The 26550-nt window shown below is 63.6% G+C and carries 22 protein-coding genes; 10 read left to right on the top strand and 12 right to left on the bottom strand.

Annotated elements, in window-relative coordinates:
* Positions 1–186: 186 nt before the first annotated feature.
* The 6 genes from D3I60_RS07420 to D3I60_RS07395 all read right to left on the bottom strand — a co-directional run bounded on the left by D3I60_RS07420 (position 187) and on the right by D3I60_RS07395 (position 5778).
* Entirely contained in the window at positions 187–588 is a 402-nt protein-coding gene (locus D3I60_RS07420; protein WP_139467189.1) for a cytochrome c oxidase subunit 4, read from the bottom strand.
* Complete coding sequence (ctaD, locus tag D3I60_RS07415; RefSeq protein ID WP_262775496.1) at positions 585–2282, bottom strand: aa3-type cytochrome oxidase subunit I; 1698 nt, start codon at positions 2280–2282, stop codon at positions 585–587. The genes D3I60_RS07420 and ctaD overlap by 4 nt, the downstream gene beginning before the upstream one ends.
* On the bottom strand, positions 2279–3151 hold the full coding sequence (gene ctaC / locus D3I60_RS07410) for an aa3-type cytochrome oxidase subunit II (RefSeq protein ID WP_139467187.1): 873 nt from the start codon (positions 3149–3151) through the stop codon (positions 2279–2281). The genes ctaD and ctaC overlap by 4 nt, the downstream gene beginning before the upstream one ends.
* Before the next feature lie 110 nt (positions 3152–3261).
* Positions 3262–3939: a leucyl/phenylalanyl-tRNA--protein transferase gene (aat, locus tag D3I60_RS07405; protein ID WP_262775495.1), complete on the bottom strand. Its 678-nt coding sequence runs from the start codon at positions 3937–3939 to the stop codon at positions 3262–3264.
* Positions 3940–3968: 29 nt separating this feature from the next.
* Complete coding sequence (locus tag D3I60_RS07400; protein ID WP_262775494.1) at positions 3969–4322, bottom strand: HesB/IscA family protein; 354 nt, start codon at positions 4320–4322, stop codon at positions 3969–3971.
* An 82-nt stretch (positions 4323–4404) separates the two neighbouring features.
* Entirely contained in the window at positions 4405–5778 is a 1374-nt protein-coding gene (locus tag D3I60_RS07395; protein WP_262775493.1) for a dipeptidase, read from the bottom strand.
* Between the two features lie 23 nt (positions 5779–5801).
* Here D3I60_RS07395 and D3I60_RS07390 point away from each other — a divergent pair, with 23 nt between their 5' ends.
* A complete protein-coding gene (locus tag D3I60_RS07390) occupies positions 5802–6413 on the top strand; it encodes a DUF3043 domain-containing protein (protein ID WP_262775492.1) in 612 nt (203 codons plus the stop codon).
* Here D3I60_RS07390 and D3I60_RS07385 read toward each other — a convergent pair.
* Positions 6388–7494, bottom strand: a complete 1107-nt coding sequence (locus D3I60_RS07385; RefSeq protein WP_262775491.1) for a quinone-dependent dihydroorotate dehydrogenase — start codon at positions 7492–7494, stop codon at positions 6388–6390. The two genes, D3I60_RS07390 and D3I60_RS07385, sit on opposite strands and share 26 nt — an antisense overlap.
* A gap of 121 nt (positions 7495–7615) precedes the next feature.
* Here D3I60_RS07385 and D3I60_RS07380 point away from each other — a divergent pair, with 121 nt between their 5' ends.
* The 3 genes from D3I60_RS07380 to sucB all read left to right on the top strand — a co-directional run bounded on the left by D3I60_RS07380 (position 7616) and on the right by sucB (position 12472).
* Entirely contained in the window at positions 7616–9091 is a 1476-nt protein-coding gene (locus D3I60_RS07380; RefSeq protein ID WP_262775490.1) for a leucyl aminopeptidase, read from the top strand.
* Positions 9092–9244: 153 nt separating this feature from the next.
* On the top strand, positions 9245–10633 hold the full coding sequence (lpdA, locus tag D3I60_RS07375; RefSeq protein WP_262775489.1) for a dihydrolipoyl dehydrogenase: 1389 nt from the start codon (positions 9245–9247) through the stop codon (positions 10631–10633).
* A gap of 21 nt (positions 10634–10654) precedes the next feature.
* Positions 10655–12472 (top strand): 2-oxoglutarate dehydrogenase, E2 component, dihydrolipoamide succinyltransferase, encoded by a 1818-nt coding sequence (gene sucB, locus D3I60_RS07370; protein ID WP_262775488.1) that lies wholly within the window; start codon positions 10655–10657, stop codon positions 12470–12472.
* 62 nt (positions 12473–12534) lie between these two features.
* Here the strand turns inward: sucB and D3I60_RS07365 are convergent, their stop codons facing one another.
* On the bottom strand, positions 12535–13953 hold the full coding sequence (locus tag D3I60_RS07365) for a hypothetical protein (RefSeq protein ID WP_262775487.1): 1419 nt from the start codon (positions 13951–13953) through the stop codon (positions 12535–12537).
* Positions 13954–14111: 158 nt separating this feature from the next.
* Here D3I60_RS07365 and lipB point away from each other — a divergent pair, with 158 nt between their 5' ends.
* The 3 genes from lipB to D3I60_RS07350 all read left to right on the top strand — a co-directional run bounded on the left by lipB (position 14112) and on the right by D3I60_RS07350 (position 16614).
* On the top strand, positions 14112–14750 hold the full coding sequence (gene lipB / locus D3I60_RS07360; RefSeq protein ID WP_262775486.1) for a lipoyl(octanoyl) transferase LipB: 639 nt from the start codon (positions 14112–14114) through the stop codon (positions 14748–14750).
* Between the two features lie 10 nt (positions 14751–14760).
* Positions 14761–15813, top strand: coding sequence for a lipoyl synthase (gene lipA / locus D3I60_RS07355; protein ID WP_262775485.1), 1053 nt, complete (start codon positions 14761–14763; stop codon positions 15811–15813).
* A 63-nt stretch (positions 15814–15876) separates the two neighbouring features.
* Complete coding sequence (locus D3I60_RS07350; protein WP_262775484.1) at positions 15877–16614, top strand: DUF4191 domain-containing protein; 738 nt, start codon at positions 15877–15879, stop codon at positions 16612–16614.
* 171 nt (positions 16615–16785) lie between these two features.
* Here D3I60_RS07350 and D3I60_RS07345 read toward each other — a convergent pair whose 3' ends face one another.
* Positions 16786–17226 carry an RDD family protein gene (locus tag D3I60_RS07345; RefSeq protein ID WP_262775483.1) on the bottom strand — a complete coding sequence of 147 codons (441 nt, stop codon included), beginning with the start codon at positions 17224–17226 and terminating at the stop codon, positions 16786–16788.
* 143 nt (positions 17227–17369) lie between these two features.
* Between D3I60_RS07345 and glnA (D3I60_RS07340) the strand changes: the two genes are divergently transcribed.
* Both glnA (D3I60_RS07340) and D3I60_RS07335 read left to right on the top strand, forming a co-directional pair.
* A complete protein-coding gene (gene glnA, locus D3I60_RS07340) occupies positions 17370–18794 on the top strand; it encodes a type I glutamate--ammonia ligase (protein WP_262775482.1) in 1425 nt (474 codons plus the stop codon).
* Between the two features lie 150 nt (positions 18795–18944).
* Complete coding sequence (locus tag D3I60_RS07335) at positions 18945–20411, top strand: mycothione reductase (RefSeq protein ID WP_262775481.1); 1467 nt, start codon at positions 18945–18947, stop codon at positions 20409–20411.
* 77 nt (positions 20412–20488) lie between these two features.
* On the opposite strand, the gene D3I60_RS07330 is transcribed toward D3I60_RS07335, so the two are convergent.
* Genes D3I60_RS07330 through D3I60_RS07320 form a run of 3 tightly spaced genes read right to left on the bottom strand, consistent with a single transcriptional unit; the run spans position 20489 to position 25129 of the window.
* Positions 20489–23530, bottom strand: coding sequence for a bifunctional [glutamine synthetase] adenylyltransferase/[glutamine synthetase]-adenylyl-L-tyrosine phosphorylase (locus D3I60_RS07330; RefSeq protein WP_262775480.1), 3042 nt, complete (start codon positions 23528–23530; stop codon positions 20489–20491).
* A complete protein-coding gene (gene glnA, locus D3I60_RS07325; protein ID WP_062242448.1) occupies positions 23530–24888 on the bottom strand; it encodes a type I glutamate--ammonia ligase in 1359 nt (452 codons plus the stop codon). The genes D3I60_RS07330 and glnA (D3I60_RS07325) overlap by 1 nt, the downstream gene beginning before the upstream one ends.
* 4 nt (positions 24889–24892) lie before the next feature.
* On the bottom strand, positions 24893–25129 hold the full coding sequence (locus D3I60_RS07320; protein WP_346659557.1) for a hypothetical protein: 237 nt from the start codon (positions 25127–25129) through the stop codon (positions 24893–24895).
* A 286-nt stretch (positions 25130–25415) separates the two neighbouring features.
* Here D3I60_RS07320 and ald point away from each other — a divergent pair, with 286 nt between their 5' ends.
* On the top strand, positions 25416–26534 hold the full coding sequence (gene ald / locus D3I60_RS07315) for an alanine dehydrogenase (RefSeq protein WP_262775479.1): 1119 nt from the start codon (positions 25416–25418) through the stop codon (positions 26532–26534).
* The last annotated feature ends 16 nt before the right edge of the window (positions 26535–26550 follow it).

Below are 26550 nucleotides of genomic sequence, written 5' to 3'. Positions count from 1 at the left end.
AGGTACATATGGGGCCGCAGTGGACCACGTATGCGTCCGCCAGCCACACCGGCACAGACCTCATTCAGTCACCAACCTCGGCGAAAATCCCGGCGAAACAGGCCCGCCAGAAGTTCTGTGAATAGCACTGTGGCCCGGACTCGACTTGAGTCCGGGCCACAGTGGCCGGGCGATCAGATCACTGAATCAGTGGGCGAAATCGCCGCGATCGTGTTCGTAGGTGAGACCGACCAGAGCAACGATGCCGAGCACGACACCGAACGGGAAGATCCACCAACCCATGGCGATTCCGTAGAATGCGACGGCGGCGGCACCCGCACTGACGATCGGCCACCAGCTCCACGGGCTGAACATACCGTAGTCGGCATCGGCGTCGGAGATCTCGGCGTCGTCGTTGTCCTGAGGCTGACGACCGACGCGTCGATCCGTCAGCCAGAGGTACACGCCGATCATCAGGGCCATCAGTCCGACGAGGAGCAGCGCCGGGAATCCGACGAGCTCGGTGAAGTCGGTGAAGAAGCCGTAGAAGATCCCGACTGCGATGAAGAACAGGCCGCAGAGGTTGAAGACGTAGATCGATGACTTCATTTGGCATTGTCTCCTGTGAGCTGGGGTTCTGCCTGACCGTGACCGCTGTACTCAAGCAGCTCGGGGTGGTTGAGGTCGAAGGCAGGACGTTCGGAGCGGATCCGCGGCAGCGAGGTGAAGTTGTGACGCGGGGGCGGGCAGGAGGTTGCCCATTCGAGCGATCCTCCGTAGCCCCATGGGTCGTCGACCGTCACCTTGGGTGCATTGCGGTGGGTTATCCACACGTTCCAGAAGAACGGAACCATGGACAGACCCAGCAGCAGCGAACCGACCGTCGACACCTGGTTCATCCAGGTGAAGCCGTCCTGCGGCAGGTAGTCGGCGTAACGACGCGGCATGCCGTCGACACCCAGCCAGTGCTGGACGAGGAAGGTTCCGTGGAAGCCGATGAACAGCATCCAGAAGTGGATGTGTCCGAGCTTCTCGTTGAGCATCTTGCCCGTCCACTTCGGCCACCAGAAGTAGAATCCGGCGAACATCGCGAACACGACGGTGCCGAAGACGACGTAGTGGAAGTGCGCCACGACGAAGTAGGTGTCGGACACATGCTGGTCGAGGGCCGGGCTGGCCAGGATGACTCCGGTCAGACCGCCGAAGAGGAACGTCGCGAGGAAGCCGATCGACCACACGATGGGCGTCTCGAATGTGATCGAGCCTCTCCACATCGTGCCGATCCAGTTGAAGAACTTCACACCTGTCGGAATTGCGATGAGCATCGTCATGAACGCGAAGAACGGCAGTGCCACGACGCCCGTGACGTACATGTGGTGGGCCCACACGGTCACCGACAGAGCAGCGATGGCTACTGTCGCGAAGACGAGTTCCTTGTATCCGAAGAGCGGCTTGCGGCTGAAGACGGGGAAGATCTCTGTGACGATGCCGAAGAACGGCAGCGCGATGACATAGACCTCGGGGTGGCCGAAGAACCAGAACAGGTGCTGCCAGAGTATCGGTCCGCCGTTGCCCGGACTGAACACATGGGAACCGAGGACGCGGTCGGAACCGAGCACTAGCAGCGCAGCCGCCAGCGGCTGGAAGGCCATGAGCACGAGGATGCCGGTGACCAGGACGTTCCAGGTGAAGATCGGCATGCGGAACATAGTCATGCCGGGGGCGCGCATTGTGATCACAGTGGTGATGAAGTTGACGGAGCCGAGGATGGTTCCGAAGCCCTGCAGGGCGAGTCCGAGGACCCACAAGTTACCACCGGCGCCCGGTGTGAACGTCGTATTGCTCAATGGCGCGTAGGCGGTCCAGCCGAAGGATGCCGCACCCTGAGGGGTGAGGAATCCGGAGATGGCCACAAGGCTGCCGAAGAGGTACATCCAGAAGGCGAAGGCATTCAGCCGCGGGAACGCCACGTCCGGAGCGCCGATCTGCAACGGCATGATGACATTGGCGAAGCCGGCGAACAGCGGGGTGGCGAACATCAGCAGCATCAATGTGCCGTGCATGGTGAACAGCTGGTTGTACTGTTCCTTGGTCTCAACGATCTGCATCCCGGGTTCGAAGAGCTCGAGGCGGATGATGAGCGCCATCACACCGCCGACGCAGAAGAAGAAGAACGAGCCGATGAGGTACATGTACCCGATCGTCTTATGGTCCGTCGACGTGATCCAGTCGACGATGATCTTGCCCTTGCTCCGTGGAACTACCGGAGCATCAAGAGCCGCCTGATCCATCGTGGCGGTCATTTCTCAGCACCTTCTTTCGGGTACCAGTTGCGATCGTACTCCGGTCCCAGCTGGCCTGTGTTGCCCTGATCGGCAAGCGACTGCGTGTACTCCTGGAATTCTTCCTTGGACACGACTTTGACGTTGAAAAGCATCTCCGAGTGGTACTCACCGCACAGCTCGGCACACTTGCCGACGTACTCGCCTTCCTTCTCGGCACGCAGATGCAGGCTCTGATCGTGGCCGGGGATCATATCGCGCTTCTCGAGGAAGGCGGGAACCCAGAAGGAGTGGAGGACGTCGCGGGAGTGCAGGCGGATCTCCAGGTCGGTGTCGACGGGGAGGTAGAGGACGGGAGCGGTCTTCTCGGGGGCTTCGGTGCCGTCGAGGGCAACCTGAGTGCCGGCGTAGTAGACGTCTTCGGTCTCATAGTTGAAGTCCCAGGCCCACTGCTTGGCAGCGACCTCGATGACCTGCTCGCCAGGGGTGGAGTCATCCGTCGTCTTCTCCATGACCTGGACGTTCTGGAAGAAGAAGCCGAGGACGAGGACGACCGGAGTCACCGTGAAGAGGATTTCGATCGGCATGCTGTAGCGCATCTGCACCGGCAGTCCGCGATCGTTCTTGCGGCGGCGGTAGGCGACCATGGCCCACAGGATGAGTCCCCACACGATGAGGCCCACGATGAGAAGGGCGATCCAGCCGCCGTTCCACAGCGCTGTATAGGCATCCGTGTGGTTCGTCGCGCCTTGCGATTCGACGGGAAAAAATCCTGTGGCGATCTGCTCTTTAGTGCAACCCGATAGCAACGCCGGTATCAACACGGCGCTCAGAATGCCGAGCCGCTTCGCCCAGGACCGCTGCGGTCCTGACTGATTCGGAGAATCCACGTGCAGCCTTTCACAACGTTCTGCGTCTCCAGGTCAGGCCGAGAGACGTGTACTTACTCTGTCACCCATAAGACTACCGCTACACGCGGTAGAAATTCACCTGCAGATGTTCATTTGTTGAGAATATGCTGACAGACACCGCCCCTGAGCGCGGAATCTAGGTGCGCGGAGTACTCCAGGCCGCTGATCTCCGACACGCCGAGGGTGGCGAGGTGTGATGTCTGCCACTGGGTGTCGATGAGCCAGTCCCCCGGTCCCGTATCCGCATCCGCCGAGGTGGATCGGCTTTCTCCGCTGACGACGTCAGCTCCGTCGAATAGTCCGACGAGGTGGGCCAGCGCGGCCTTCGAGGCGTCCCGCTGAGTGTGGAACATAGATTCGCCGGCGAAGAACGAACCGATGGCGACTCCGTAGAGTCCGCCGACAAGCTCATCGTCGTTCCAGACCTCGACCGAATGCGCCCACCCGTCATCGTGGAGGCCCTGGTAGAGCTCGATCATCTCCTCGGTGATCCAGCTGCCCGTCCGCCGCGGGTCGGCACACGACCGGATGACGTGCATGAAGGCCCGGTTGGTGGTGAAGGTGAAGTGCTTCATCGATTTGCGCAGGCTCTTCGTCACGCGCAGGTCACCGGGAAGCAGAACTCCACGTCGTCGTGGAGCCCACCATCCCATCCGACCTGTGCCCCCGTGGCCGACGCCCATCGGGAAGAGTCCGGCCCGATACGACAAAAGGACCTGGGGCTGCGTTGCCGTGTATGACACGGCACGCAGATCCTCCAGGTCCATGAGAATCGCTCCTCCTCAGCCGAGGCTGATCAGTGGAACGAGTCTCCGCAGGCGCAGGACCCGCCGGCGTTGGGGTTGTCGATGGTGAAGCCCTGCTTCTCGATGGTGTCGGAGAAGTCGATGGTCGAACCGCTGAGGTAGGGAATGCTCATCCGGTCGACGATGACCTCGACGCCGTCGAAGTCGCGGACCGCGTCTCCGTCGAGGAAACGCTCATCGAAATAGAGCTGATAGATCAGTCCGGAACATCCGCCGGGCTGGACAGCCACGCGCAGGCGCAGGTCGTCACGACCTTCCTGTTCCAGAAGGCTGCGGACCTTGTCGGCAGCGGTCGACGACAGCTCCACCTCGTGGGTGGCTTCTGCTTTTTCGGTCACAGTCATGGTTACTCCTTATCGCGTTCCTGTCCCCAGGCTACACCGGTGACAACGTCGGTGCCCGGCAAGCTATTCCCCGTTTGTGTCATCAGTGGTCGCCGAGGCGCTGCAGTAGCAGGGCTTCGGCGACGATCGCGGCTTTGAAATCGGGCAGGTAGAGCGATTCGTCGGCGCTGTGAGCCCTGGCGTCGGGATCTTCGACGCCCGTGACGAGGATCGATGCGCGGGGGAACACATCGAGCAGATCGGCGATGAAGGGGATCGATCCGCCGATGCCCATCGTCACCGATTCGGTGCCCCAAGCGTCAGTGAGCGCCTGGCGGGCGATCCGGACCACGGGGTCGTTCTCATCGGCTTGCCAGGGGCTACCGCCCTCGGTCTCCCCGATTCGCAGCCGCGCACCGAAGGGCAGATTCGCGCGCAGATGCTCTTCGACGGCCTTGACCGCCGAGGCGGGGGTGTCCCCGGGCGCGAGCCGGATCGAGAGCTTGGCCTTCAGAGAGGACTGCAGGGTATTCGAGGAGACCGCCACATCGGGAATGTCGAGACCGATGACGGTGATCGACGGCTGGGTCCACAGACGGGAGGCCAAAGTGCCCGTGCCGATGAGCTCGGTTTCCGCGAGCACCCCGGAGTCGGCGCGCAGAGTCGTCTCGTCGAAGTCGATGGACGTCTCTGTGCTCGAGTGCAGGCCGGCGACCGCGACGGAGCCGTTGTCGTCATGGAGGGTGGCCAGCAGCTTCGTCATCGCGAGCATCGCATCCGGTGCCACTCCCCCGTACATTCCCGAATGCACAGCGTGGTCGAGGGTGGAGACCTCGAATTCGACGGCGCACATTCCGCGCAGGCTCGTCGTCAGGGCCGGAGTACCCGCGGCCCAGTTGCCCGAATCGGCGACGACGATGACATCGGCGCGCAGACGGTCCCGGTAGGTCTCGAGGAAATTGCGAAAGCTCGGGCTGCCGGCTTCCTCCTCACCTTCGAAGAAGAGGGTCACACCGACGCCGAGGCGGTCGGCCAGCAGACGCAGAGCCGTGAGATGGACCATGATCCCGGCCTTGTCATCGGCGGCGCCGCGGCCGAAGAGACGGTCGCCCTTCCGGGTGGCGACGAAGGGTTCGGTGTCCCAATCCTCGGCGCGTCCGGGCGGCTGCACATCGTGATGGGCGTACAGGAGGACGGTCGGGGCGCCCTCCGGCGCCGGCACGGAGGCGACGACGGCCGGGTACCCGTCGGTGCCGTCCGACTGCTTCGCGGTGAGGACCTCCGTTTCGAGGCCGAGCTGACGCGCCAAGCCCGCGACCGCTTCGGCGCTGGCCGTGACATTCCCGGCGTCGAAGCTCGGCCAGGCGACGGAGGGGATGGCGACGAGATCCGTGAGATTGCCGAGGACCTCGTCGAAGATGGTGTCCAATTCGGCGTGTAATTGTGCACCGTCAAGTGCTGAAGTCGATTCGCTCATTCTCCAAAGGTAGTATTCATCTCGTGTTCGGAAGCAAAAAATCTCGCGCGGAGGACGAAACCTCCGCCTCTCAGCCAGTCCATGACGACCTCTCCGCAGAATCCGACGCCCGTCGCGAAGCGGAGGCGAAGAAGGGACGGCCCACGCCCAAGCGCAGCCAACAGGAGTCTGCGCGCCGTCAGCCCTTGGTGAACAAGGATCGCAAGGTTGCGAACAGACAAGCCAAGGAGCGGCAGCGGCAGGAGCGCGACCGCGCACGCATCGGCATGATGAACGGCGAAGAGAAATACCTCACCCGCCGTGACAAGGGTCCGCAGCGCCGGTACATCCGCGACTACATCGATGCCCGCTTCTCGATCGGCGAGATCTTCATCCCTGCCGCGATCCTCATCCTCGTCATCGCGTTCACGCAGCCGGTGCAGATCCAGCAGTACTTCACCTACGCCGTCTGGGGTCTCATCGCACTGATCGTCCTCGACGGGTTCGTGCTCAACTACATCCTCAAGAACCGACTGCGCAACAAGTTCGGCGAGGTCGAACGGGGCATCACCTTCTACGCAGTCATGCGCAGCATCCAGCTGCGTCCGCTGCGCATGCCCAAGCCTCAGGTCAAGCGCCGCCAGTACCCCGAGTGAGCAGTCGGCTCGACTCGAGGCCGCGTGCGATGCGGCCGGGGAAGAACGGACCGGAGTAGATCATCTCCGAATAGAACTGAACCAGATCGGCGCCCGCGGCCACTCGAGCCCGGGCGTCGTTCGCATCCGCGACACCGCCGACGGAGATGACGGTGAGCTCGTCGCCCACATGCCTCTTGACCAGACGCAGCACCTCGAGTGAGCGTTCGGCCACCGGACGTCCGGAGATGCCGCCTGCCTGACCTTCGGCGAAGTCCGCCTCGGCACCGGTCAGCACACCGCGATCGATCGTCGTGTTCGTCGTGATGAGTCCGTCGACGCCGGTGCGCAGAGCGAGGTCGCAGATCTCGACCACATCCTCGTCGGCGAGATCCGGGGCGATCTTGACCAGCAGGGGCACATGACCCAGCGTCGACCGCGGTCGCTCGACCACCTCGGCGGCGGTGTCGCGGACGGCGGTGATGATCGGCTCCAGGCTGCCCACGGACTGCAGGTCCCGCAGACCGGGTGTGTTCGGTGAGCTGACATTGATGACGAGATAGTCGGCCAAGGGAGCAAGCGCACGGGTCGAGGCGGCGTAGTCGGCTACCGCATCGGCCGCCTCGACGACCTTCGTCTTGCCGATGTTGATGCCCACGATCGGACGCAGGCGCTGCGGGAGAGATTCGATCTTCCTCCGTTCGGCGGCGATGTTGAACGACGCCTGCCGGGCTCCGTCGTTGTTGAACCCCATCCGATTGAGCAGGGCGAGATTCTTCCGCAGACGGAATAACCGCGGACGATCATTGCCCGGCTGCGCATGGGCGGTGATCGTCCCGACTTCGATATGTCCGAAGCCCAACGACGACAGAGCACGGACCCCCACACCGTTCTTATCGAACCCCGCGGCCAGACCCACTCGGTTGGGGAAGGGCAGTCCCATCACCTTTGCGGGACGGACGGTTCCGCGGGCACAGACGACGCGGAGCAGGCGACCGAGCAGAGGAATGGAGTCAAGAAGGCGCAGAGCGGAGAACGAGAGGTGATGGGCCCGTTCGGCATCCATGGGAACGAAGAGGAGTCTGAAGATCAATGAGTACACGCACCCAGAATATGCCAAAGTCCCTCATCGCTTCAGCAGGCGCTCGACGCACTGCTTCAGCAAGTCGAGGTGTTTGGCATTAGGATCGAATCAACGTTCAAAGACGACTGAAAGGGAATTCATGGCTGGTGCATCCACCCTCAGCAGCTACTCCACGACCTCACCGGTGAAGGCCACCGCTTCCGTTCTGGTGCTGGCGGCAGCGGACTCGACGGTCCTCGGCCTCGAAGGAGCGAAGACGGCGAAGACCGCTCTCGACGAAGCCGCCCGCGCCATCGGATTCAGCGGAAAGGCCGGCTCCACCGCTCGTGTTCCCGCTCCGAAGGGTGTCGCCGCCGACTCCGTCATGCTCGTGGGGCTCGGCGACTTCGATCCCGATGACCCCGAGGTCGCCGCAACTGCTGAAACGCTGCGTCGCGGCGCGGGAGCGGCGCTGCGCGCACTCGACGGTGTCGAGTCGATCGCACTGGCCCTGCCCGCCGCCACTCCGACCGAAGTCGAAGCGATCACGGTGGGCGCGGGACTCGGAACCTACCGTTTCCTCGAGTACCGCAGCGAAGGCACGACTCCGGGCGAGATCACCGTCATCGGCCCCAAGGGCAAGACCTTCGCCGCAGCCCATGACGCCGGCGAAGTGATCGCGGCCGCGACGAACAGGGCTCGCGATCTCGTCAACACTCCCCCACTGGATCTCTACCCGGAGTCCTACGCCGAGATCGTCAAGGACCAAGCCAAGGACCGCAAGCTCAAGGTCACAGTGCTCGGCGAGAAGGAGCTCAAGGCCGGAGGCTACGGCGGAATCATCGGCGTCGGCCAGGGCTCGACCCGCGGACCCCGCCTCGTCAAGGTCGAATACGCACCTCGCGGTGCCAAGCGCCACCTGAGCTTCGTCGGCAAGGGAATCACCTTCGACTCCGGCGGCATCTCTCTCAAGCCGGCGAAGAGCATGGAGGACATGAAGTCCGATATGGCCGGTTCCGCGGCCGTCGTGCAGGCGCTCTTCGGCATCGCCGACCTCAAGCTTCCGGTGCGTGTCACCGCGTGGCTGCCGATGGCGGAGAACATGCCCGGGTCTTCGGCACAACGCCCCAGCGATGTGCTGAAGATGCGCAGCGGCAAGACCGTCGAGGTCACGAACACCGACGCCGAGGGCCGACTCGTCCTCGCTGATGCGCTCACCGATGCCGGGGCCGAGAAACCGGATCTGCTCATCGATGTGGCCACACTCACCGGTGCTCAGATCGTCGCACTCGGCGAACGCACCTCCGGTGTCATGGGCGCCGAAGCCGCACGGGCAGAGGTCATCGCCTCGGCGTCCGCGGCCGGTGAGCAGATGTGGGCGATGCCGATCCCCGAGGAAATGCTCTCCGGGTTCGACTCCACCGCCGCCGATCTCACGAACTCAGGACCCCGTCCCGGCGGCATGCTCGCCGCTGCCGCGTTCCTGCGTGAATTCGTCGGAGAGGATGCGAACTGGGCGCATATCGACATCGCCGGACCGAGCTTCAACGGTTCAGCACCCTTCGGCTACACACCGAAGGCCGCGACCGGCGCCGCGGTGCGCACCCTCATCGAAATCGCGAAGGCGACGGCCTGAGCACAGTGGTTCTACACGCTGTCGAGGTGAACGTGATGATGCCCACCTGTGTCCAATCAGACAGCGTTTTTCTTCGCCCCGCGCGAGAAAAGTGGAAAGATAAGACTGAAAGCTGCGTACTGCAGGCTTATTCACAGCTACGAGGAGAAATCCGTGAGTGACGAATTGACCTACGACCTTGTCGTTCTGGGTGGCGGAACCGGTGGCTATGCCGCTGCTCTGCGAGCCGCAGAGCTCGACATGAAGGTCGCTTTGATCGAACGCGACAAGGTGGGAGGCACCTGCCTGCACCGTGGCTGCGTGCCGACGAAGGCTCTTCTGCACGCCGCAGAAGTCGCCGACACCGCCAAGAACTCTGAGACCTTCGGCATCGAAGCCGAGTTCAAGGGGATCGACATCGCCAAGGTGCTCGAGTACAAGGACGGGGTCATCACCCGCAACTACAAAGGTCTGCAGGGTCTGGTCAAGGCTCGCGGAATCGACACCTACTTCGGCACCGGCAAGCTCGTCGGCAAAGACACTGTCGAGGTCACCGGCGAAGACGGCAACCACACCGTCAAGGGCGCGAACGTTCTGCTCTCGACCGGTTCGACATCGAAGACCATCGGTCTCGAGGTCACCGACCGCGTGATCACGAGCACCGAGGCTCTCCAGCTCGACAAGGTCCCGAGCTCGGCCATCGTGCTCGGCGGCGGCGTCATCGGCGTCGAGTTCGCCAGCGTCTGGAACTCCTTCGGAGCTGACGTCACGATCGTCGAGGGCCTCAAGCACCTCGTTGCGAACGAGGACGAGACCATCTCGAAGAACCTCGAGCGCGCCTTCAAGAAGCGCAAGATCAAGTTCAAGCTCGGCGTGATGTTCAAGGGCGTCGAGGAGACGGCCGATGGCGTCAAGGTCACTCTCGAAGACGGTTCGACGCTCGAGGCGGAGTACCTCCTCGTGGCCGTCGGCCGCGGTCCGGTCACCGAGGGCTTCGGCTTCGAAGAGCAGGGCATCCCGATGGATCGTGGATTCGTCCTCGCCAATGAACGTCTCCACACCGGCGTCGGCAACATCTACGCCTGCGGCGATATCGTCCCCGGACTCCAGCTGGCCCACCGCGCCTTCGGTCAGGGCATCTTCGTGGCCGAGGAGATCGCCGGTCTCAACCCGGCACCGGTCGTCGAATCCGGCATCCCGCGCGTGACCTACTGCGAACCGGAGATCTTCTCCGTCGGACTCTCCTCCGCTCAGGCGGACGAGAAGTACGGCAAGGATCAGGTCGAATCGCTCGAGTACAACCTCGGCGGCAACGGCAAGTCCGTGATCCTGGGCACCACGGGCCTGATCAAGGTCATCCGCGAAAAGGACGGTCCGGTCGTGGGCGTGCACGGAATCGGTGCTCGTCTGTCCGAGCAAGCCGGTGAAGCTCAGCTCATCGTCAATTGGGAAGCATTCCCCGAGGAAGTCGCGCAGCTCATCCACGCGCACCCAACGCAGAACGAAGCACTCGGCGAGGCCCACCTGGCCCTGGCCGGCAAACCCCTGCACTTCCACTCATAAGATCCGAGGAGACGAATACTCATGTCGAATTCCGTTCAGATGCCGGCTCTCGGAGAGTCGGTCACCGAGGGCACTGTCACTCGCTGGCTCAAGGAAGTGGGCGAAGAAGTCGAGGTAGACGAACCGTTGCTCGAAGTGTCGACCGACAAGGTCGACACTGAGATCCCGAGCCCCTACGCAGGCACCCTCGAAAAGATCCTGGCCGAAGAAGATGACGTGGTCGAGGTCGGCGGCGACCTCGCCTACATCGGCGACGGCAGCGGCGCTTCATCCGACGAAGCGGCACCGACCGAGGAACCCGCCGAGGAGCCTGCAGAACAGCCTGCAGAGGCCCCGGTCGAAGAAGCACCTGCCGAAGAGGCACCGGCCGAGGAGTCGGCACCTGCCGCTTCGGATTCCGGATCCTCCGAAGGCACCGAGATCACGATGCCCGCGCTCGGCGAGTCCGTCACCGAAGGCACCGTGACCCGTTGGCTCAAGGAGGTCGGTGAAGAGGTCGAGGTCGACGAACCGCTCCTCGAGGTCTCGACCGACAAGGTCGACACCGAGGTCCCCTCCCCCGTCGCCGGAGTCGTTCAGGCTCACCTGGCGGAAGAGGACGACACCGTCGAAGTCGGCGCGCCTCTGGCCCGCATCGGTTCCGGTGCCCCGGCCGAATCCGCACCGGCTGAGGAAGCGCCCAAGGAAGAGGCCCCCGCCGAGGAAAGTCCGAAGCAGGAAGCTCCCGCCGAAGAGGCTCCGAAACAGGCAGCCCCCAAGGAGGAGGCGCCCAAGCAGGAATCGGCTCCCAAGCCGGCCGCGACCGCATCGGCGCAGTCCGCCTCGGCCGCTCAGGCCGAAGAGCCGGTTGAGGCAGCTGCACAGACACCTGCCGCCGCCGACACTGTCGGTGAGAACGCTGCCTACGTCACTCCTCTCGTGCGCCGTCTGGCCCGCGAGAAGGGTGTCGACCTCTCGCAGGTCTCCGGCACCGGAGTGGGCGGACGCATCCGCAAGCAGGATGTCGAGTCGGCCGCGAAGAACGGCCCTGCTGCCGCTCCCGCGGCACAGTCCGGCGCGTCGGCCGGAGCTCCGAAGGCTCCGTTCAAGGTTGAGATCCCCGAGGAGGCCGCGAAGCTGCGCGGCACCACGGAGAAGGCTTCGCGTATCCGCCAGACCATCGCCAAGCGCATGAGCGAGTCCCTCGATGTCTCCGCTCAGCTCACGCAGGTCATCGAAGTGGATATGTCTCGCGTCGTCAAGCTGCGCAAGGCCAACAAGGAGGCATTCCAGGCCAAGCACGGTTCGAAGCTGACCTATCTGCCGTTCTTCGCCAAGGCCATCGTCGAAGCGCTTCAGGTGCACCCGAAGGTCAACGCCCAGTACGATCTCGAGTCGCAGCAGATCACCTACTTCGATCACGAGCACCTGGCCGTCGCGGTCGATACCCCGCGCGGACTGCTCGTGCCCGTGATCAAGGATGCCGGTGATCTCAGCGTCGCAGGTCTGTCGAAGGCCATCGACGATGTCGCCGACCGGACTCGCAACAACAAGATCATGCCGGACGAGCTCTCGGGCGGAACCTTCACGGTGACCAACATCGGTTCCGTCGGGGCGCTGTTCGACACGCCGATCATCAACCAGCCGCAGATGGGCATCATCGGCACGGGTGCGATCGTCCGCCGTCCCATCGCCGTGAAGACGGCCGACGGTGATGAGGCGATCGCCATCCGCGACATGGTGTACCTGCCGTTGACCTACAACCACCAGCTGGTCGACGGTGCGGATGCAGGACGATTCCTGCAGACCATCAAGGCACGTCTGGAAGAAGGCAACTTCGAGGCCGATCTCGACCTCTGAGCCCGACTCTCCGACACACCTTTCCGAGGGGCCGACCATTCGTGGTCGGCCCCTCGGGCCATTCACCCCGTCGTCGCCTCCCGGACCTCCGCCACGAGCCATGCCCCCTCGACTCTGTGGAGTTCGAACTCAACGGTCTGCTCGGCGAACTCCACCAGGGCGGCCCCGGTGCCTCCGCTCGAACGCATGAGCGCCGAGGCGACCACCCGGGAATCGTCGGCGGTGACGATCTCCACCTCCTCGACATCGATCGAATAGTCGGAGTCGGCATACGCCGAAAGGTCGATGAGCTCATCGGCCGCTGCGGCGGCCGATTCGGGCACTGTCAGCGCCTTCAGCGCGTCCTCGTCGCCATTGCTGAGAGCTGTGGCCCGTGACTCACACAGTTCCTCGAGGACTGCGGCCACGTCGCCTGCGCTCGGCGTCGACGTCGCTTCGGCCGACCGGTCGGCCCCCTCGGCGGACGACGCCTCTTCTCCGCTCACGGCCGCGGTTGACGACCATGAGGACCAGACGACGATTCCGCCGAGAACAGTCAGGAACACGGTGAGGCCGATGAGCAGGGTGCTGCGTCCGAACCAACGCTGCAGGTCCACCGCCGGCACGCGGGTCCGCAGGGAGTTCACGGAGTGCAACAGCGGTGTCATCCATACCCTTCGGCCATCTGCGCGCCTGCGGTCGCGTCTCGAGCGTCGCGAGCTCTTCGCCTCGGCACGCAGCGGAGACACTCCGCCCCCGCGCAGAGGCGGAGCCGGTGCGCTGAGCGTCGAACCGCTGTCCTCCTCGGATCGCCGGTTCGGTTTGAGCCCGGTTGCCACGCGCAGACGAGCCGTGAGGGCCGATTCCGGCGACGTTCCGCTCTCGGCCGGCACCAGCGGAAGCGCAGCGGGACGGTCGAGCGTACGAAGGGAACCGGCCGCCTCGGCGAGGGCGGTGACCAACCCGATATCGGACGCCGCATCGTCCAGTAGACCTGCCACGAGCGACCGCAGAGCCGACGATGATTCGGACAGCGCGAGATCGACGGGAAGCAGCACCTCGGCCCACGGCCGCCCGTAGACGGCGTGATAGATCATCTCTCCCACCGCGCGGCGTGGTGTCGTCGCTGTGGACGCCGAGACTCCGGGAATGATGACCGGTCGACCGCGGGCGTCAAGGGAGAACGCGGACAGAGTGAGCCGATCCTCTGGCCGCGTGCACGTCGTGAGCTCCTCGATGATGCCCAGGAACAGGGTGCACAGCTCGGCCTCGGTCAATCCCTGATAGGCGCGGATCACGTCGAGAACGAGCCCACCGGGCGATGCGGGGACGATGAGCACGGAACGCACGCCGGTCGGAAGGGCCACCTCGGTGATGGCGAGAACACGGGGATCGTCGGCATCGAAATCATTGTGCACGACGACGCCCCACGCACTGCGACCGTCGGAATCGACCACGCAATGGATATCATCCGCGATCGTTGCTTGGAATTTCCATGTCATCGTTCGTCATCTCCATTGATGATGCTAGATCGCGTTTAGTGTTGTTTAATGATGCTCGCCGATGTCGCTATGTGTCAAGGGCCACAGCCTCGGTGGCGGACGCCAGATGTGATTGGAAACAAATTGAACACTGGGGACAAGAGTCTTAGTGTGGAGCCATGCCCCTGGCCACAGAAACGCTCGGGTTCGCCCCTGTCCTCTCGGACTATCGGCAGACTTGGGAATTGCAGAAGAGATACCACGACGAAGTGCTCGCAGGTGACCGTCGATCGACGATCCTGCTCCTCGAGCATTCCCCGGTCTATACGGCCGGCAAGCGCACCGAGGACTTCGAACGACCGACCGACGGCACTGATGTCATCGACGTCGACCGCGGCGGGAAGATCACCTGGCACGGCCCGGGACAGCTGGTTGCCTACTTCATCTACAAACTCAACGACCCCAAAGAGGTCCGACTCTTCGTGTCCCAACTCGAGGACGCGATGATCCGACTGCTCTCCGAATACGAGATCGAGGCGACCACCATCGAGGGCCGTGCCGGTGTCTGGCTGCGCGGCGACGAACTCCGTCGTGACCGCAAGATCGGCGCCATCGGCATCCGCATCCACGAAGGCGTGACGATGCACGGCCTGGCCCTGAACTGCAGCAATGACCTCGGCGCCTATGAGTCCATCATCCCGTGTGGGATCACAGACGCCGACACCACGTCCATCAGTGCCGAGCTCGGTCGCACGGTCGCTCCCGAAGATGTGGCATCGCGACTCGACGAAATCCTGCACGAGACCATCACCGCTTAGGAGAACTCAGATGACGATCGCACCAGAGGGCCGCCGCATGCTCCGCGTCGAAGCCCGCAACTCCGAGACTCCCATCGAGGACAAGCCGGCCTGGATCAAAGCGAAGGCCCATATCGGCCCCGAATACACCGCGCTGAAGTCGCTCGTGCGCAAGCAGGAGCTGCACACTGTCTGCGAAGAGGCAGGCTGCCCGAACATCTTCGAATGCTGGGAGGATCGCGAAGCGACCTTCCTCATCGGCGGCGAACAGTGCACCCGGCGCTGTGACTTCTGTCAGATCGATACCGGCCGACCGGCCGAAGTCGATGCTGACGAGCCTCGCCGCGTGGCCGCCTCGGTGGCGGAGATGGGTCTGCGCTACTCGACGATCACCGGTGTGGCACGAGACGACCTCGAAGACGGCGGCGCCTGGCTCTATGCAGAGACCGTGCGCCAGATCCACGACCTCTCGTATGTCGACGGACGCGGCACCGGCGTCGAGCTGCTCATCCCCGACTTCAATGCCAAGCCGGATCAGCTCGCCGAGGTGTTCTCCTCCCGACCCGAAGTGCTCGCGCACAATGTCGAAACGGTTCCGCGCATCTTCAAGCGCATCCGTCCCGCATTCCGCTACGAACGATCGCTGTCGGTGATCACTCAGGCCCGCGAGGCCGGCCTGGTCACGAAATCGAACCTCATCCTCGGGATGGGTGAGACGAATGACGAGATCATCTCCGCACTGCAGGACCTCCACGATGCCGGCTGCGACCTCATCACCATCACGCAGTACCTGCGTCCCTCTCCCCGGCACCATCCCGTCACCCGGTGGGTCAAGCCCGCCGACTTCGTGATGCTGCGCGATGCGGCCGAGGAGATCGGCTTCCTCGGTGTCATGTCGGGTCCGCTCGTGCGTTCGTCGTACCGTGCCGGCCGCCTGTGGGCCACCGCCATGCGTCGCCGTGGAGAGGAGATCCCCTCGCATCTGGCGCACCTGGACAAGCACACCCCCGCCAAGCAGGAGGCGCAGGCCGTTGTGGATACCTTCGGCCCCGGCGAAGAGGTAGACTTGACTGCTGAGCAATGAGCGTCGGCCTCCCCCTGATTTCCGGAGGCGACGTCGCAACGCCCCTCAAGAGCAAGTGAGAGAATGAGCGAAGAACAGCGTAAGGGACTCTTCCGGCGCAAGCCAAAGGATCCGAACAAGAAGCCCGGCCGACTGGCGCAGATGCGTCAGGTCTACGAGCTGTCCGCCAAACACAACAAAGCGACCCCGTGGCTGCTGGCTGCGGCGATCCTCGGATGCACGCTCATCGGTCTGCTGATCGGTCTGCTCATCGGCGGCACCACCGCGATCTTCACGACGATCCTCGGCTTCATGGTCGGTCTGCTGTTGGGCATGTTCATGCTCGGCCGCTTCGCCGAGACCGCCGCTTTCGCTCAGATGGACGGACAGCCCGGAGCCTTCGGCGCCGTTCTCAACACGGCCCGCCGCGGTTACCTCATGGATGAGAAGCCCATCGCCGTCGATCCGAAGAGCCGCGACCTCGTGTTCCGGTCGACCGGTCGCGCCGGCGTCGTGCTGCTGAGCGAAGGTCCGAAGGGACGCAGCGCAAAGCTGCTGGCCAAGGAGAAGAAGCGCCACGAGCGCATCCTCCCCAATGTTCCGGTCCACACCTTCCAGGGCGGCAAGGAAGAGGGCCAGCTCGCGATGAAGCAGGTCGTCCCGGCCGTGCAGAAGCTGCCGCGCAAGCTCAACCGCGCCGAGGTCCTGGCCGTGCGCAATCGTCTGGCTGCTCTCGGGACGCAGGGCACGCGCCCGCCGATCCCGAAAGGCATCGACCCGAACAAGGCCCGCCCGAACCACAAGGCGATGCGCGGACGCTGATCCCACATCCCCTCCGCCGAAGCCCCTCGGCCAAGGCGAAAAGAAAGCGGCGCTGACTTCTCGAGAGTCGGCGCCGCTTCCCTTTCCCACCCATTCCCTACTTGCTACCTGACGGCGGCCCAGCAACCTCGCGCGAGGTTGCTGGGCCGCCGTCAGGTAGCAATTGGGCGGTCAGCGGCGGAGGATGACTGTTCCTGCCGCAAGGTCGTGGACTCCTCGGTTGTCGCGGTTGAAGATGAGCGCCGGAATGACGAGCACGACGAGAACGGCGCGGATGAGCGACTTGAGCAGTCCCGGCACGTGGCCGTCGAGGCGTCGGACTTCGATGCCGAAGAGGCGGTGCCCAACCGAATACCCGAGAGTTCCCACGAGCACGAAATTCTCGAGGGCGAAGAACGCGGGCGCGAGGATCGGATTCGCCGGATCGATGAGATTGGCGATCGCCAGACACATCATCCAGTCGACGAGCAGGGCGAGGATACGCTTCCACGCCGGGGCCAGAGAATGCGAGCCGTTGACAGGCAGACCCAGCCGCTTTCCGGGCCAGTCGTCTTCTTCCCTGTCGAACCGGGGTCCTTCGAGCCAGGAACCAAGGTCGTCACGATTGATCACTCCCCCAGCCTACGAAATCCGGCCTGAATGGATCCTCAGGAAACATGCCCGAAACATGGTCGACATCACCACTTCATTCTTCGGCGACTAAGATTGACCGTGGTCAAGACAAACGGCCACCGTACACGAACTAGGAGACCTAAGTGTTCTCGTCTGCTGAAGAACTCGTCAACTACATATCGGACAATGACGTCAAATTCGTCGATGTCCGGTTCTGCGACCTGCCCGGTGTGGTCCAGCATTTCAACCTCCCCGCCGCTTCATACGGCACCGAGGAGATCACCGAAGGTCTGCTCTTCGACGGGTCCTCCATCACAGGCTTCCAGGGCATCCACGAATCGGATATGAAGCTTTTGGCCGATGTCACCTCCGCGTACATCGACCCCTTCCGTGAGGCCAAGACGCTGGTCGTCACACACTCGATCGTCGATCCGTTCACCGACGAGCCCTACTCGCGTGATCCGCGTCAGGTCGCAGCCAAGGCCGAGGCCTACCTCGAATCCACCGGAATCGCCGACACTGTCTTCTTCGGCGCCGAGGCTGAGTTCTACCTCTTCGACTCCATCCGCTACGAGAACACTCCCGGCGGCAGCTTCTACAAGATCGGGTCGCAGGAAGCCGCGTGGGACACCGGCTCTGATGAGGTCGGCGGAAACCAGGGCTACAAGACCCCGTTCAAGGGCGGCTACTTTCCGGTCTCGCCGCAGGATCAGTACGCAGATGTCCGCGACAAGATGTCGCTGACGCTCGAGGAGATCGGCTTCGAGATGGAGCGGGCGCACCATGAGGTCGGCACCGCCGGTCAGCAGGAGATCAACTACAAGTTCAAGACGCTCCAGCACGCAGGCGATCAGCTGCTCGACTTCAAGTACGTGATCAAGAACACCGCTTTCGAGCTCGGCAAGTCCGCGACCTTCATGCCCAAGCCGCTCTTCGACGACAACGGCTCCGGCATGCACTGCCACCAATCGCTGTGGAAGAACGGCGAGCCACTGTTCTACGATGAGAACGGCTACGGCGGACTCTCCGACCTGGCTCGCTGGTACATCGGCGGACTCATCGAGCACGCCGGCGCGGTGCTGGCGTTCACGAACCCGACTATCAACTCCTACCGCCGCCTCGTGCCCGGCTATGAGGCTCCGGTCAACCTCGTCTACTCCGCCCGCAACCGTTCTGCTGCGATCCGCATTCCGGTGACCGGATCCTCGCCGAAGGCCAAACGGCTCGAGTTCCGCGTTCCGGACCCCTCGTCGAACCCCTACCTCGCCTTCTCGGCCCAGCTCATGGCCGGGCTCGACGGTATCCGCAACCGCATCGAACCGCCGGAGCCCATCGACAAGGACCTCTACGAGCTCCCGCCCGAGGAGGCCAAGGACATCAAGCTCGTCCCCGGCACCCTCGACGAGGCGCTCAACGAGCTCGAGAAGGACCACGACTTCCTCACCGCCGGCGATGTGTTCACTCCCGACCTCATCGAGACGTGGATCCGCATCAAGCGTGAGAACGAACTCGATGTCGCTCGACTGCGTCCGACACCGACCGAGTTCGAGCTCTACTACGCACTCTGACCTCGGTCGGCGGTCGATTCCAGTTGAACTGAGATCCCGCCGCCGGGTGGAATAGAGTGAGGGCGTCACGGGTTATCACCCGTGGCGCCCTTTCGGCTCTGCGGTCGTCGACGCGGCCGGTCGGACCACGCACCATCGGAGGGATGGACTTTGACGCATTATGACCTGCTGCTCATCGGCACCGGATCGGGAAACATGTTCCTCGACAAGCGGTTCGCCGGACTGAAGACCGCCATCGCCGAGGAATGGCACTTCGGCGGTACCTGCCTCAACGTCGGGTGCATCCCGACGAAGATGTTCGTCTACCCCGCCACCCTCGCCGAGCAGGCCAGCCAGGCCGATCGCTACAACCTCACACCGACCCACCCGAAAGTCGATTGGGCCGGACTCCAGAACCGCATCTTCTCGCGCATCGACGCGATCGAGTCCGGAGGACGCGAGTACCGCAGCAGCGACCGCCAGCCCAATATCACCGTTGTCGCTGAACATGTTCATTTCACCGGGCAGAAGACCGTGCGCACCGCCTCCGGTGAGGAGATCACCGCCGAACGCATCGTCATCGCCGCCGGCGCACACCCGATCATCCCCGACATCGCCGGGCTCGACACAGCCCGCATCGACACCGACGGCTACCCGGTGTTCACATCGAACACGGTGATGCGCCGCGCCGCACAGCCGAAGCGACTGGTCATCATCGGCTCCGGGATCATCGCCATGGAATTCGCCCACGTCTTCGCCGCCCTCGGCACCGAGGTGACCGTCCTCGCCCGCGGCTCCCGCCTCCTGGGCAATATCGACGAGGAGGCCGCCGACGAGTTCACCCGCATCTTCGACTCCTCCCACACCGTCCTCCACGGTGCCCAGTCGAAGCAGATCGACATCGTCGACGGTGAAGTCACGTTGACCCTCGAACCCAGCGGCCGCCTCGCCGAGGCGGACCTGCCGGAGACGATCACCGCCGACGGCGTGCTCGTGGCCACGGGAAGGGTTCCCAACACCGCCGAGCTCGACGTCGAGGCCGCCGGTTTCGACATCACCGACGGCAACCGCCTGTCCGTGGACGAGCACCAAAGAGTCCTCTCGGCCGGTCAGCCCGTTCCCGGAGTATTCGCTCTCGGAGACATCTCCTCACCCCATCAGCTCAAACACGTCGCCAACCACGAAGCGAAGATCGTCGGCGCCAATCTGGCCGCAGACGTTGCCGCAGGGTCGCCCGGCAGTGCTCGGGCGAACGATCTCGCCGCAGTCAATCACCATGCCGTTCCCGGTGCCGTCTTCTCCTCCCCACAGGTAGCCTATGTGGGCATGACCGAAGCAGAGGCCATTGATGCCAGACACGATGTCACGACCAAGGTGCAGAAGTTCTCCGATGTCGCCTACGGTTGGGCGATGGCCGATGATCCGGGAATCGTGAAGATCATCGCCGATCGCAGCACTAGGCGCATCCTCGGCGCTCATATCGTCGGTCACGAAGCCTCGATGCTCATTCAACCGCTCATCCAGGCCATGGCCTTCGGCCAGAAAGCCGACGAGGTGGCAACCGGCCAGTACTGGATCCACCCCGCCCTGCCCGAGGTGGTCGAAAACGCCCTGCTCGGACTCGAATTCGACGACTGAGCACATCCCCGACAGTCGATTCGGCCGATGACCGGGAGGAGCAGATCGCACGTAGACGGACTGCCGCACCCGGTGAGTCAGAAGTCGTAGAAGCGGTGTTCCATCACTGAACGTGCGTGCCTGGTGGTGCGCAGATAGTCGTCTTCGAGGTCATGGCCCGCCCCGGCCGGATAGCCGAGCAGGCGGGCTGTGGCCTCGAGCTCGGTATGGTCGGCCGGCAGCGACTCGGCGGTCCGCCCACGGAAGAGCATCAAGGCCGAACGCACATCGGTGGCCAGCTGCCAGGCAGCGGCCAGCTGTTCGGCATCATCGGTCGGCAGCAGACCCTCGTCAGCGGCCACGTCGAGGGCCGGCAGCGTCGAGGTCGTGCGCAGCCCTTCCACCTGATGCCCGTGCTGGAGCTGCAGAAGCTGAACGGTCCATTCGACATCGGATAGGCTGCCCCGGCCGAGCTTGAGATGTCGGCGCTTATCGGCATTGCGCGGCAGTCGCTCATCTTCCATCCGCGCCTTGAGAGTGCGCACCTGCGTCAGTGCCTTCTGCGGCATCTCCGAGGGATAGCGCAGCGGATCGATGAGTGCCAGGTAGTCGGCGATGAGTCCGTCATCGCCTGCCACCGGCCTAGCCCGCAGCAGCGCCTGCGCCTCCCATGGCTGGGACCACTTTGCGTAATAGGCCTGGTAAGACGAGAAGCTGCGCACCAACGGGCCGTTCTTGCCCTCCGGACGCAGATCAGCATCGAGATCGACCCCTTGAGCGCCTTCGCTGGCTTTGAGACGAGTCGACAGCTGGAGGGCCACCTTCGTCACGTGCTTGCTCAGTCTTCCGCGCCCCTCGGCGTCGAGGTCGTCTGACACGGGACGGTAGACGAACATCGCATCGGCGTCGGAGAAGTAGCCGATCTCCCGTCCGCCCCACCGGCCCATGGCGACGATTGCGAATTCGTAGTCAGGGGTCTCGGGCCCGTCGAGGTCTGCTCGGACCGCCTGCAGAGCACCTCTGACCGCCAGGTCCATGAGGTCGGAGAGATCACCGGGTATGGCGACTCGGTCCCCGACCCCGAGGACGTCGCGCAACGCGATCCGCAGAAGTTCACGGCTGTAGGTCTCACGGATCGGAGTCACCGCCTCGGCGCCATGGCGCTTGAGCAGTCCATCGACCTCAGCATTGAGTATCTCCAGGTCACGGGCCTCGAGGTTCTCGTGGCGGTCCAACCAGGCGACTGCGGCGGGCTGGCGCAGCAGAAGTTCCGTCGCATATCCGGACAGGGAGAGCACTTCGGCCACAGATTTGGCCGCGAGACCGGAGTCGCGGAGCATCTTGAGGAACCAGCCGGAGGAGGACAGCGATTCGCTCAGCCGACGGAAGGCCAGCAGTGCTCGGTCGGGCTCGACTCCATCGGAGAACCAATCGAGCAGAGCAGGAAGCACCTGCTTGATGACCATGGCAGTGCGTGACATCCCAGTCGTCAGCGCCTTGATATGAGCCAAAGCTCCTTGTGGGTCCACGTATCCGAACGCCTGGAGACGATCGGCGGCAGCCTGCAGGCTCGACCCCCGCTTCTGTGCATCGACGACGGCACCGTGGACGCCGACAGCCGCCTCGAGGATGGGCCGATAGAAGATCTGCTCGTGGAGGCGGGTGACCTGTCTGGCATAGTCGCGGCGGGCCTCTTCGAGGCGATCCCCGGTCCGAGATCCGGACCGGAAGACGGAACGGGCCAACGACCGCAGCTTGGCTTCATCAACGGGGATGAGCGCATTGCGCATCATCCTCGGGATCTGCACTCGGTGTTCGACGACGCGCATGAACCGGTATGCTGTGGAGAATACGGAGGCGTCCTGCTGCCCGATATAGCCATGTTCTCCGAGCTCGCCGAGGGCGACGAGCGTATTCGGGGTGCGGATGTCCTCATCATTGCGTCCATGGACGAGCTGGAGCATCTGTGCGGAGAATTCGACATCACGCAAACCGCCGCGACCCAGTTTGATCTGACGCGGGGCTTCGACCGCCGGGATGAGGTCGACGACCCGCCGACGCATCGCCCGGATCCCGTCGATGAAGCCGGGACGGCTGGCCGCCTGCCAGACCAAGGGCAGGAGGGACTCGGAGAACGCCTCCCCTACTTCGACATCGCCGGCCACAGGCCGGGCCTTGAGGAGAGCCTGGAATTCCCAGTTCTCCGCGATATCGGCGTAATAGTGCTCGAACTCCGACAGCGTACGCACGAGCGCTCCGGCTTTGCCTTCCGGGCGCAGCGCCGTATCGACTTCCCACAGTGCAGGCTCACCACCGGCATCGGAGAGGATGCCGCGCATGCGTTGAGCGAGGTCGGTGGCCAGGCTCCTGGCCCCTTCGGTCTCGGCGGAATCGAGAACGAAGACGACATCGACATCGGAGACGTAGTTGAGTTCTCGTGCTCCGGTCTTGCCCAAGGCGATGACCGCCAGACGGATGTCGGCCGCCTCGTCGAGTTCGGCTCGTGCGATGGCCAGGGCCGAGTCGAGGGCAGCGGCGGCCAGGTCGGAGAGGACTGCCATGACATGGTCGACGATTTCGTCCGGAGACTCCGACGACAGATCATCGGCGACGATGCGAAGCACCGCATCTCGATAGTTCCGTCGCAGCGCCTTGACCCCGTCATCTCCGGTCACAGTCGCGCGCGGAGCCGGATCCTCGGGATCCGCACCGAGGACCGTGAGCATCTCTGCTCGCAGGGATACCGCCGAGGCGGCAGGCGTGGAGATCAGCAGGAACGGGTCGGGAACGAGCAGCAGCGGCAGGGAGTCGGGATGCCGGACCAGATGGTCGACCATCGCCTCCGAGGTGCCGACGACCGCGAGGAGCCGGGCCAGGAGGGGGCGGTTGAGTTCGTCCTCGGCCAGCTCGCTCTCCGATCCGGTCCGCACTGCATCCAGCAGGGCCGCGGAACCCTCCCCTGCGGCCTCGATCACGCGCAGCAGACCCAGCGCCGCTCCATGCGGATCCGGGGTTGCCATGAGGAGATCAACGAACCGCGAATCAGTGGCCAGAGGGACGCCGAGGAGCTCATCGAGCTCATGGAGGAACCGAGAGGTGGCCTCCGGGACGCTGGTCGTGCGTGAGGTGATAGCGGCCATCACATCGAGGTGAAGTGCTTCGCGAGCTCATATGGAGTCACCTGCGCGCGGTAATCGGTCCATTCCTGCCGTTTGTTGCGCAGGAAGAAGTCGAACACCTCTTCGCCCAGGGTCTCGGCGACGAGATCCGATCCCTCCATCAGCTCCAGGGCATGGGACAGGCTGCGCGGCAGCGCTTCGATCCCCATCGCCCGACGTTCGGTGGAAGAGAGCAGCCAGACGTTGTCCTCGGCCTCTTCGGGCAGTTCGTAGCCCTCTTCGATCCCCTTGAGTCCCGCTGCGAGCATGAGCGCATACGACAGGTACGGATTGGCCGAGGAGTCCAGAGCACGGTACTCGACACGGGCGGATGAGGACTTTCCGGAGTTGTACTGCGGGACCCGCACGAGAGCAGAACGGTTGCGGTGGCCCCAGGAGATGTACGACGGGGCTTCATGGCCGGTCCAGAGGCGTTTATAGGAGTTCACGTGCTGGTTGGTCACTGCCGAGATCTCGGCGGCGTGGGTGAGCAGTCCGGCGATGAACTGTCGGCCGGTCTTCGACAGCTGATATTCCGCCCCCGGTTCGAAGAAGGCATTGTTCTCGCCCTCGAACAGGGAGACATGCGTGTGCATCCCATTGCCTGGGTGGTCGGCCATCGGCTTGGGCATGAACGAAGCGTAGACGCCTTGGGAGATCGCGACCTCTTTGATGACCGACCGGAAGGTCATGACGTTGTCGGCCATGGTCAGCGCGTCGGCATAGCGCAGGTCGATCTCGTTCTGACCGGGCCCGGCCTCATGATGGGAGAATTCCACGGACAGCCCCATTGCTTCGAGCATGGTGACAGCTTCGCGGCGGAAGTCATTGGCCGTTCCCCCGTTGACATGGTCGAAGTAGCCGGCTGTGTCAACGGGCATCGGCGCTGTGCCGTCGCTGATCCCGGACACAGGGTCGAGGTTGTCGGTCTTGAAGAGGTAGAACTCGATCTCAGGATGCACATAGAAGGTGAAGCCGCGTTCGGCAGCTTTGGCCAGAGTGCGTTTGAGGACGTTGCGCGGATCGGCCGGCGCCGGCTCTCCCCCGGGCACGTGGATATCGCAGAACATCCTTCCGGTGGGCTCGGTCTCCCCGCGCCAGGGCAGCAGAGAGAACGTCGAGGGATCGGGCTTGAGCACCATATCGGCCTCGAACACCCGGGACAGCCCTTCGACTGCCGAGCCGTCGAATCCGATGCCTTCGGAGAAGGCGCCTTCGAGTTCGGCGGGGACGATGGCCACGGACTTCAGCTGTCCCAGGACATCGGTGAACCAGAGTCGGATGAATCGCACTTCACGATCTTCGACGGTCCTGAGAACGAATTCCTCCTGACGCGACATCTATTCAGCCGTTCCACTTCTCGTCGTCTTCGTCCCACTGCTGATTGCGCTCACGTGCCTTCTCCAGGGCGGCGCGGGCAACTTCCTCGGTCTCGTAGGGCCCCATGCGGTGGGTCCAGTCGCTGACCAGGCCCTTTTCCACGGTGTTCGTCTCGAGGTTGAAGTAGTACTTCGAGTTCGGGTCGTCGATATCTTCGTAGAGTCCCATGGCGAGCCTTCTCTCCTCTGCGAGGTTCTGCATTGACGCTTTCAGCTTACCGTTTCAAGTCGCGAACTGACGGCATGTGTCGCTAATGCGTCGGAAGCGCCCTATCTGCATCTTTGGTGCAGCCTGAGCCCGACTGGAATCATGTTTTCCGCGTTATCTGGCACCCAGACGCACTGATTTCGCATGATTGGTGACGAAAACAGATTTAAAGGTTTGCTCTCCAAACCTTCTAAGGAATAGAGTTGACACCATCGACGACCGACGGAGAAGTCGGTCGCCTCCGCCCCTGCGGCACACAATCAGGAGAGAAGGACACACCATGCGCATTTCAGTGCCCACCGAGGTCAAGAACAATGAGTTCCGAGTCGCCATCACCGCTGCCGGCGTCCATGAACTCGTCGCCCACGGCCACGAGGTCACCGTGCAGGCAGGAGCAGGCGAGGGCTCCTTCATCGCCGATGCCGAATACGAGGCTGCCGGAGCGAAGATCGCCCCCGACGCCGCCACCACATGGGCAGCCGGCGACCTCGTGCTCAAGGTCAAGGAGCCGATCGCCCAGGAGTACGGCTTCCTGCGCAAGGATCTCGTCCTGTTCACCTACCTCCACCTGGCCGCGGATGAGGCGCTCACCACTGCTCTCATGGAGGCCGGCACCACCGCCATCGCCTACGAGACCGTCCAGCCCGACGGCGGCGGACTGCCGCTGTTGGCTCCGATGAGCGAGATCGCCGGACGCCTGTCGACTCAGGTCGGCGCTCACAGCCTGCTCAAGGCCAACGGCGGCCGCGGAATCCTGCTGTCCGGAGTCCCCGGTGTCGAGCGCGCGAATGTCGTCGTCATCGGTGCCGGTGTGGCCGGGACGAATGCCGCCCGGATGGCTCTGGGCCTCGGAGCGACCGTCGAGGTCATCGACATCAACATTCCGCGTCTGCGGCAGATCGATGAGACCTTCGCCGGTGCCATCGGCACGAAAGTGTCGAACAAGTACGAGATCACGAAGTCTCTGGCCACAGCCGACCTCGTCGTCGGTTCGGTGCTCATCCCGGGCAAGAAGGCGCCTAAGCTCGTCACCGACGAAATGGTCGCCGGGATGAAGCCGGGATCGGTGCTCGTCGATATCGCCATCGACCAGGGCGGCTGCTTCGAGAATTCTCGTCCGACGACTCACGACGATCCGACGTTCACCGTCCATAACTCGGTCTACTACTGCGTGGCGAACATGCCGGGTGCGGTGCCGAACACAGCTACGGCGGCGCTGACGAACGCGACTCTGCCCTTTGCCGTGAAGATCGCCGACCAGGGGTGGCACAAGGCACTGTCGAACGATTCGGCTCTGGCCCGTGGTCTCAACATCCACAACGGGCACGTCACGAACGACAACGTCGCCGAGGCATTCGGCTTCGAAGCAGTGTCCGTGGCCCACGCCCTAGCCAACTGAAGAACCCCTATTACTA

Source organism: Brevibacterium permense (genome assembly GCF_025506275.1).
Lineage (GTDB): Bacteria > Actinomycetota > Actinomycetes > Actinomycetales > Brevibacteriaceae > Brevibacterium > Brevibacterium permense_A.
The sequence above is the reverse complement of the archived record's forward strand: the minus strand, read 5'-3'. Positions and strand labels throughout refer to the sequence as shown.

What these genes read in the sequence shown, in the direction of transcription:
- D3I60_RS07400 (WP_262775494.1), bottom strand. Translation starts at nt 4,322, where the DNA reads ATGACTGTGACCGAAAAAGCAGAAGCCACCCACGAGGTGGAGCTGTCG.
- ctaD (WP_262775496.1), bottom strand. Translation starts at nt 2,282, where the DNA reads ATGACCGCCACGATGGATCAGGCGGCTCTTGATGCTCCGGTAGTTCCA.
- D3I60_RS07420 (WP_139467189.1), bottom strand. Translation starts at nt 588, where the DNA reads ATGAAGTCATCGATCTACGTCTTCAACCTCTGCGGCCTGTTCTTCATC.
- lipB (WP_262775486.1), top strand. Translation starts at nt 14,112, where the DNA reads ATGCCCCTGGCCACAGAAACGCTCGGGTTCGCCCCTGTCCTCTCGGAC.
- sucB (WP_262775488.1), top strand. Translation starts at nt 10,655, where the DNA reads ATGTCGAATTCCGTTCAGATGCCGGCTCTCGGAGAGTCGGTCACCGAG.
- glnA (WP_062242448.1), bottom strand. Translation starts at nt 24,888, where the DNA reads ATGTCGCGTCAGGAGGAATTCGTTCTCAGGACCGTCGAAGATCGTGAA.
- D3I60_RS07395 (WP_262775493.1), bottom strand. Translation starts at nt 5,778, where the DNA reads ATGAGCGAATCGACTTCAGCACTTGACGGTGCACAATTACACGCCGAA.
- lipA (WP_262775485.1), top strand. Translation starts at nt 14,761, where the DNA reads ATGACGATCGCACCAGAGGGCCGCCGCATGCTCCGCGTCGAAGCCCGC.
- D3I60_RS07365 (WP_262775487.1), bottom strand. Translation starts at nt 13,953, where the DNA reads ATGACATGGAAATTCCAAGCAACGATCGCGGATGATATCCATTGCGTG.
- aat (WP_262775495.1), bottom strand. Translation starts at nt 3,939, where the DNA reads ATGGACCTGGAGGATCTGCGTGCCGTGTCATACACGGCAACGCAGCCC.
- D3I60_RS07350 (WP_262775484.1), top strand. Translation starts at nt 15,877, where the DNA reads ATGAGCGAAGAACAGCGTAAGGGACTCTTCCGGCGCAAGCCAAAGGAT.
- ald (WP_262775479.1), top strand. Translation starts at nt 25,416, where the DNA reads ATGCGCATTTCAGTGCCCACCGAGGTCAAGAACAATGAGTTCCGAGTC.
- D3I60_RS07380 (WP_262775490.1), top strand. Translation starts at nt 7,616, where the DNA reads ATGGCTGGTGCATCCACCCTCAGCAGCTACTCCACGACCTCACCGGTG.
- D3I60_RS07320 (WP_346659557.1), bottom strand. Translation starts at nt 25,129, where the DNA reads ATGCAGAACCTCGCAGAGGAGAGAAGGCTCGCCATGGGACTCTACGAA.
- D3I60_RS07330 (WP_262775480.1), bottom strand. Translation starts at nt 23,530, where the DNA reads ATGGCCGCTATCACCTCACGCACGACCAGCGTCCCGGAGGCCACCTCT.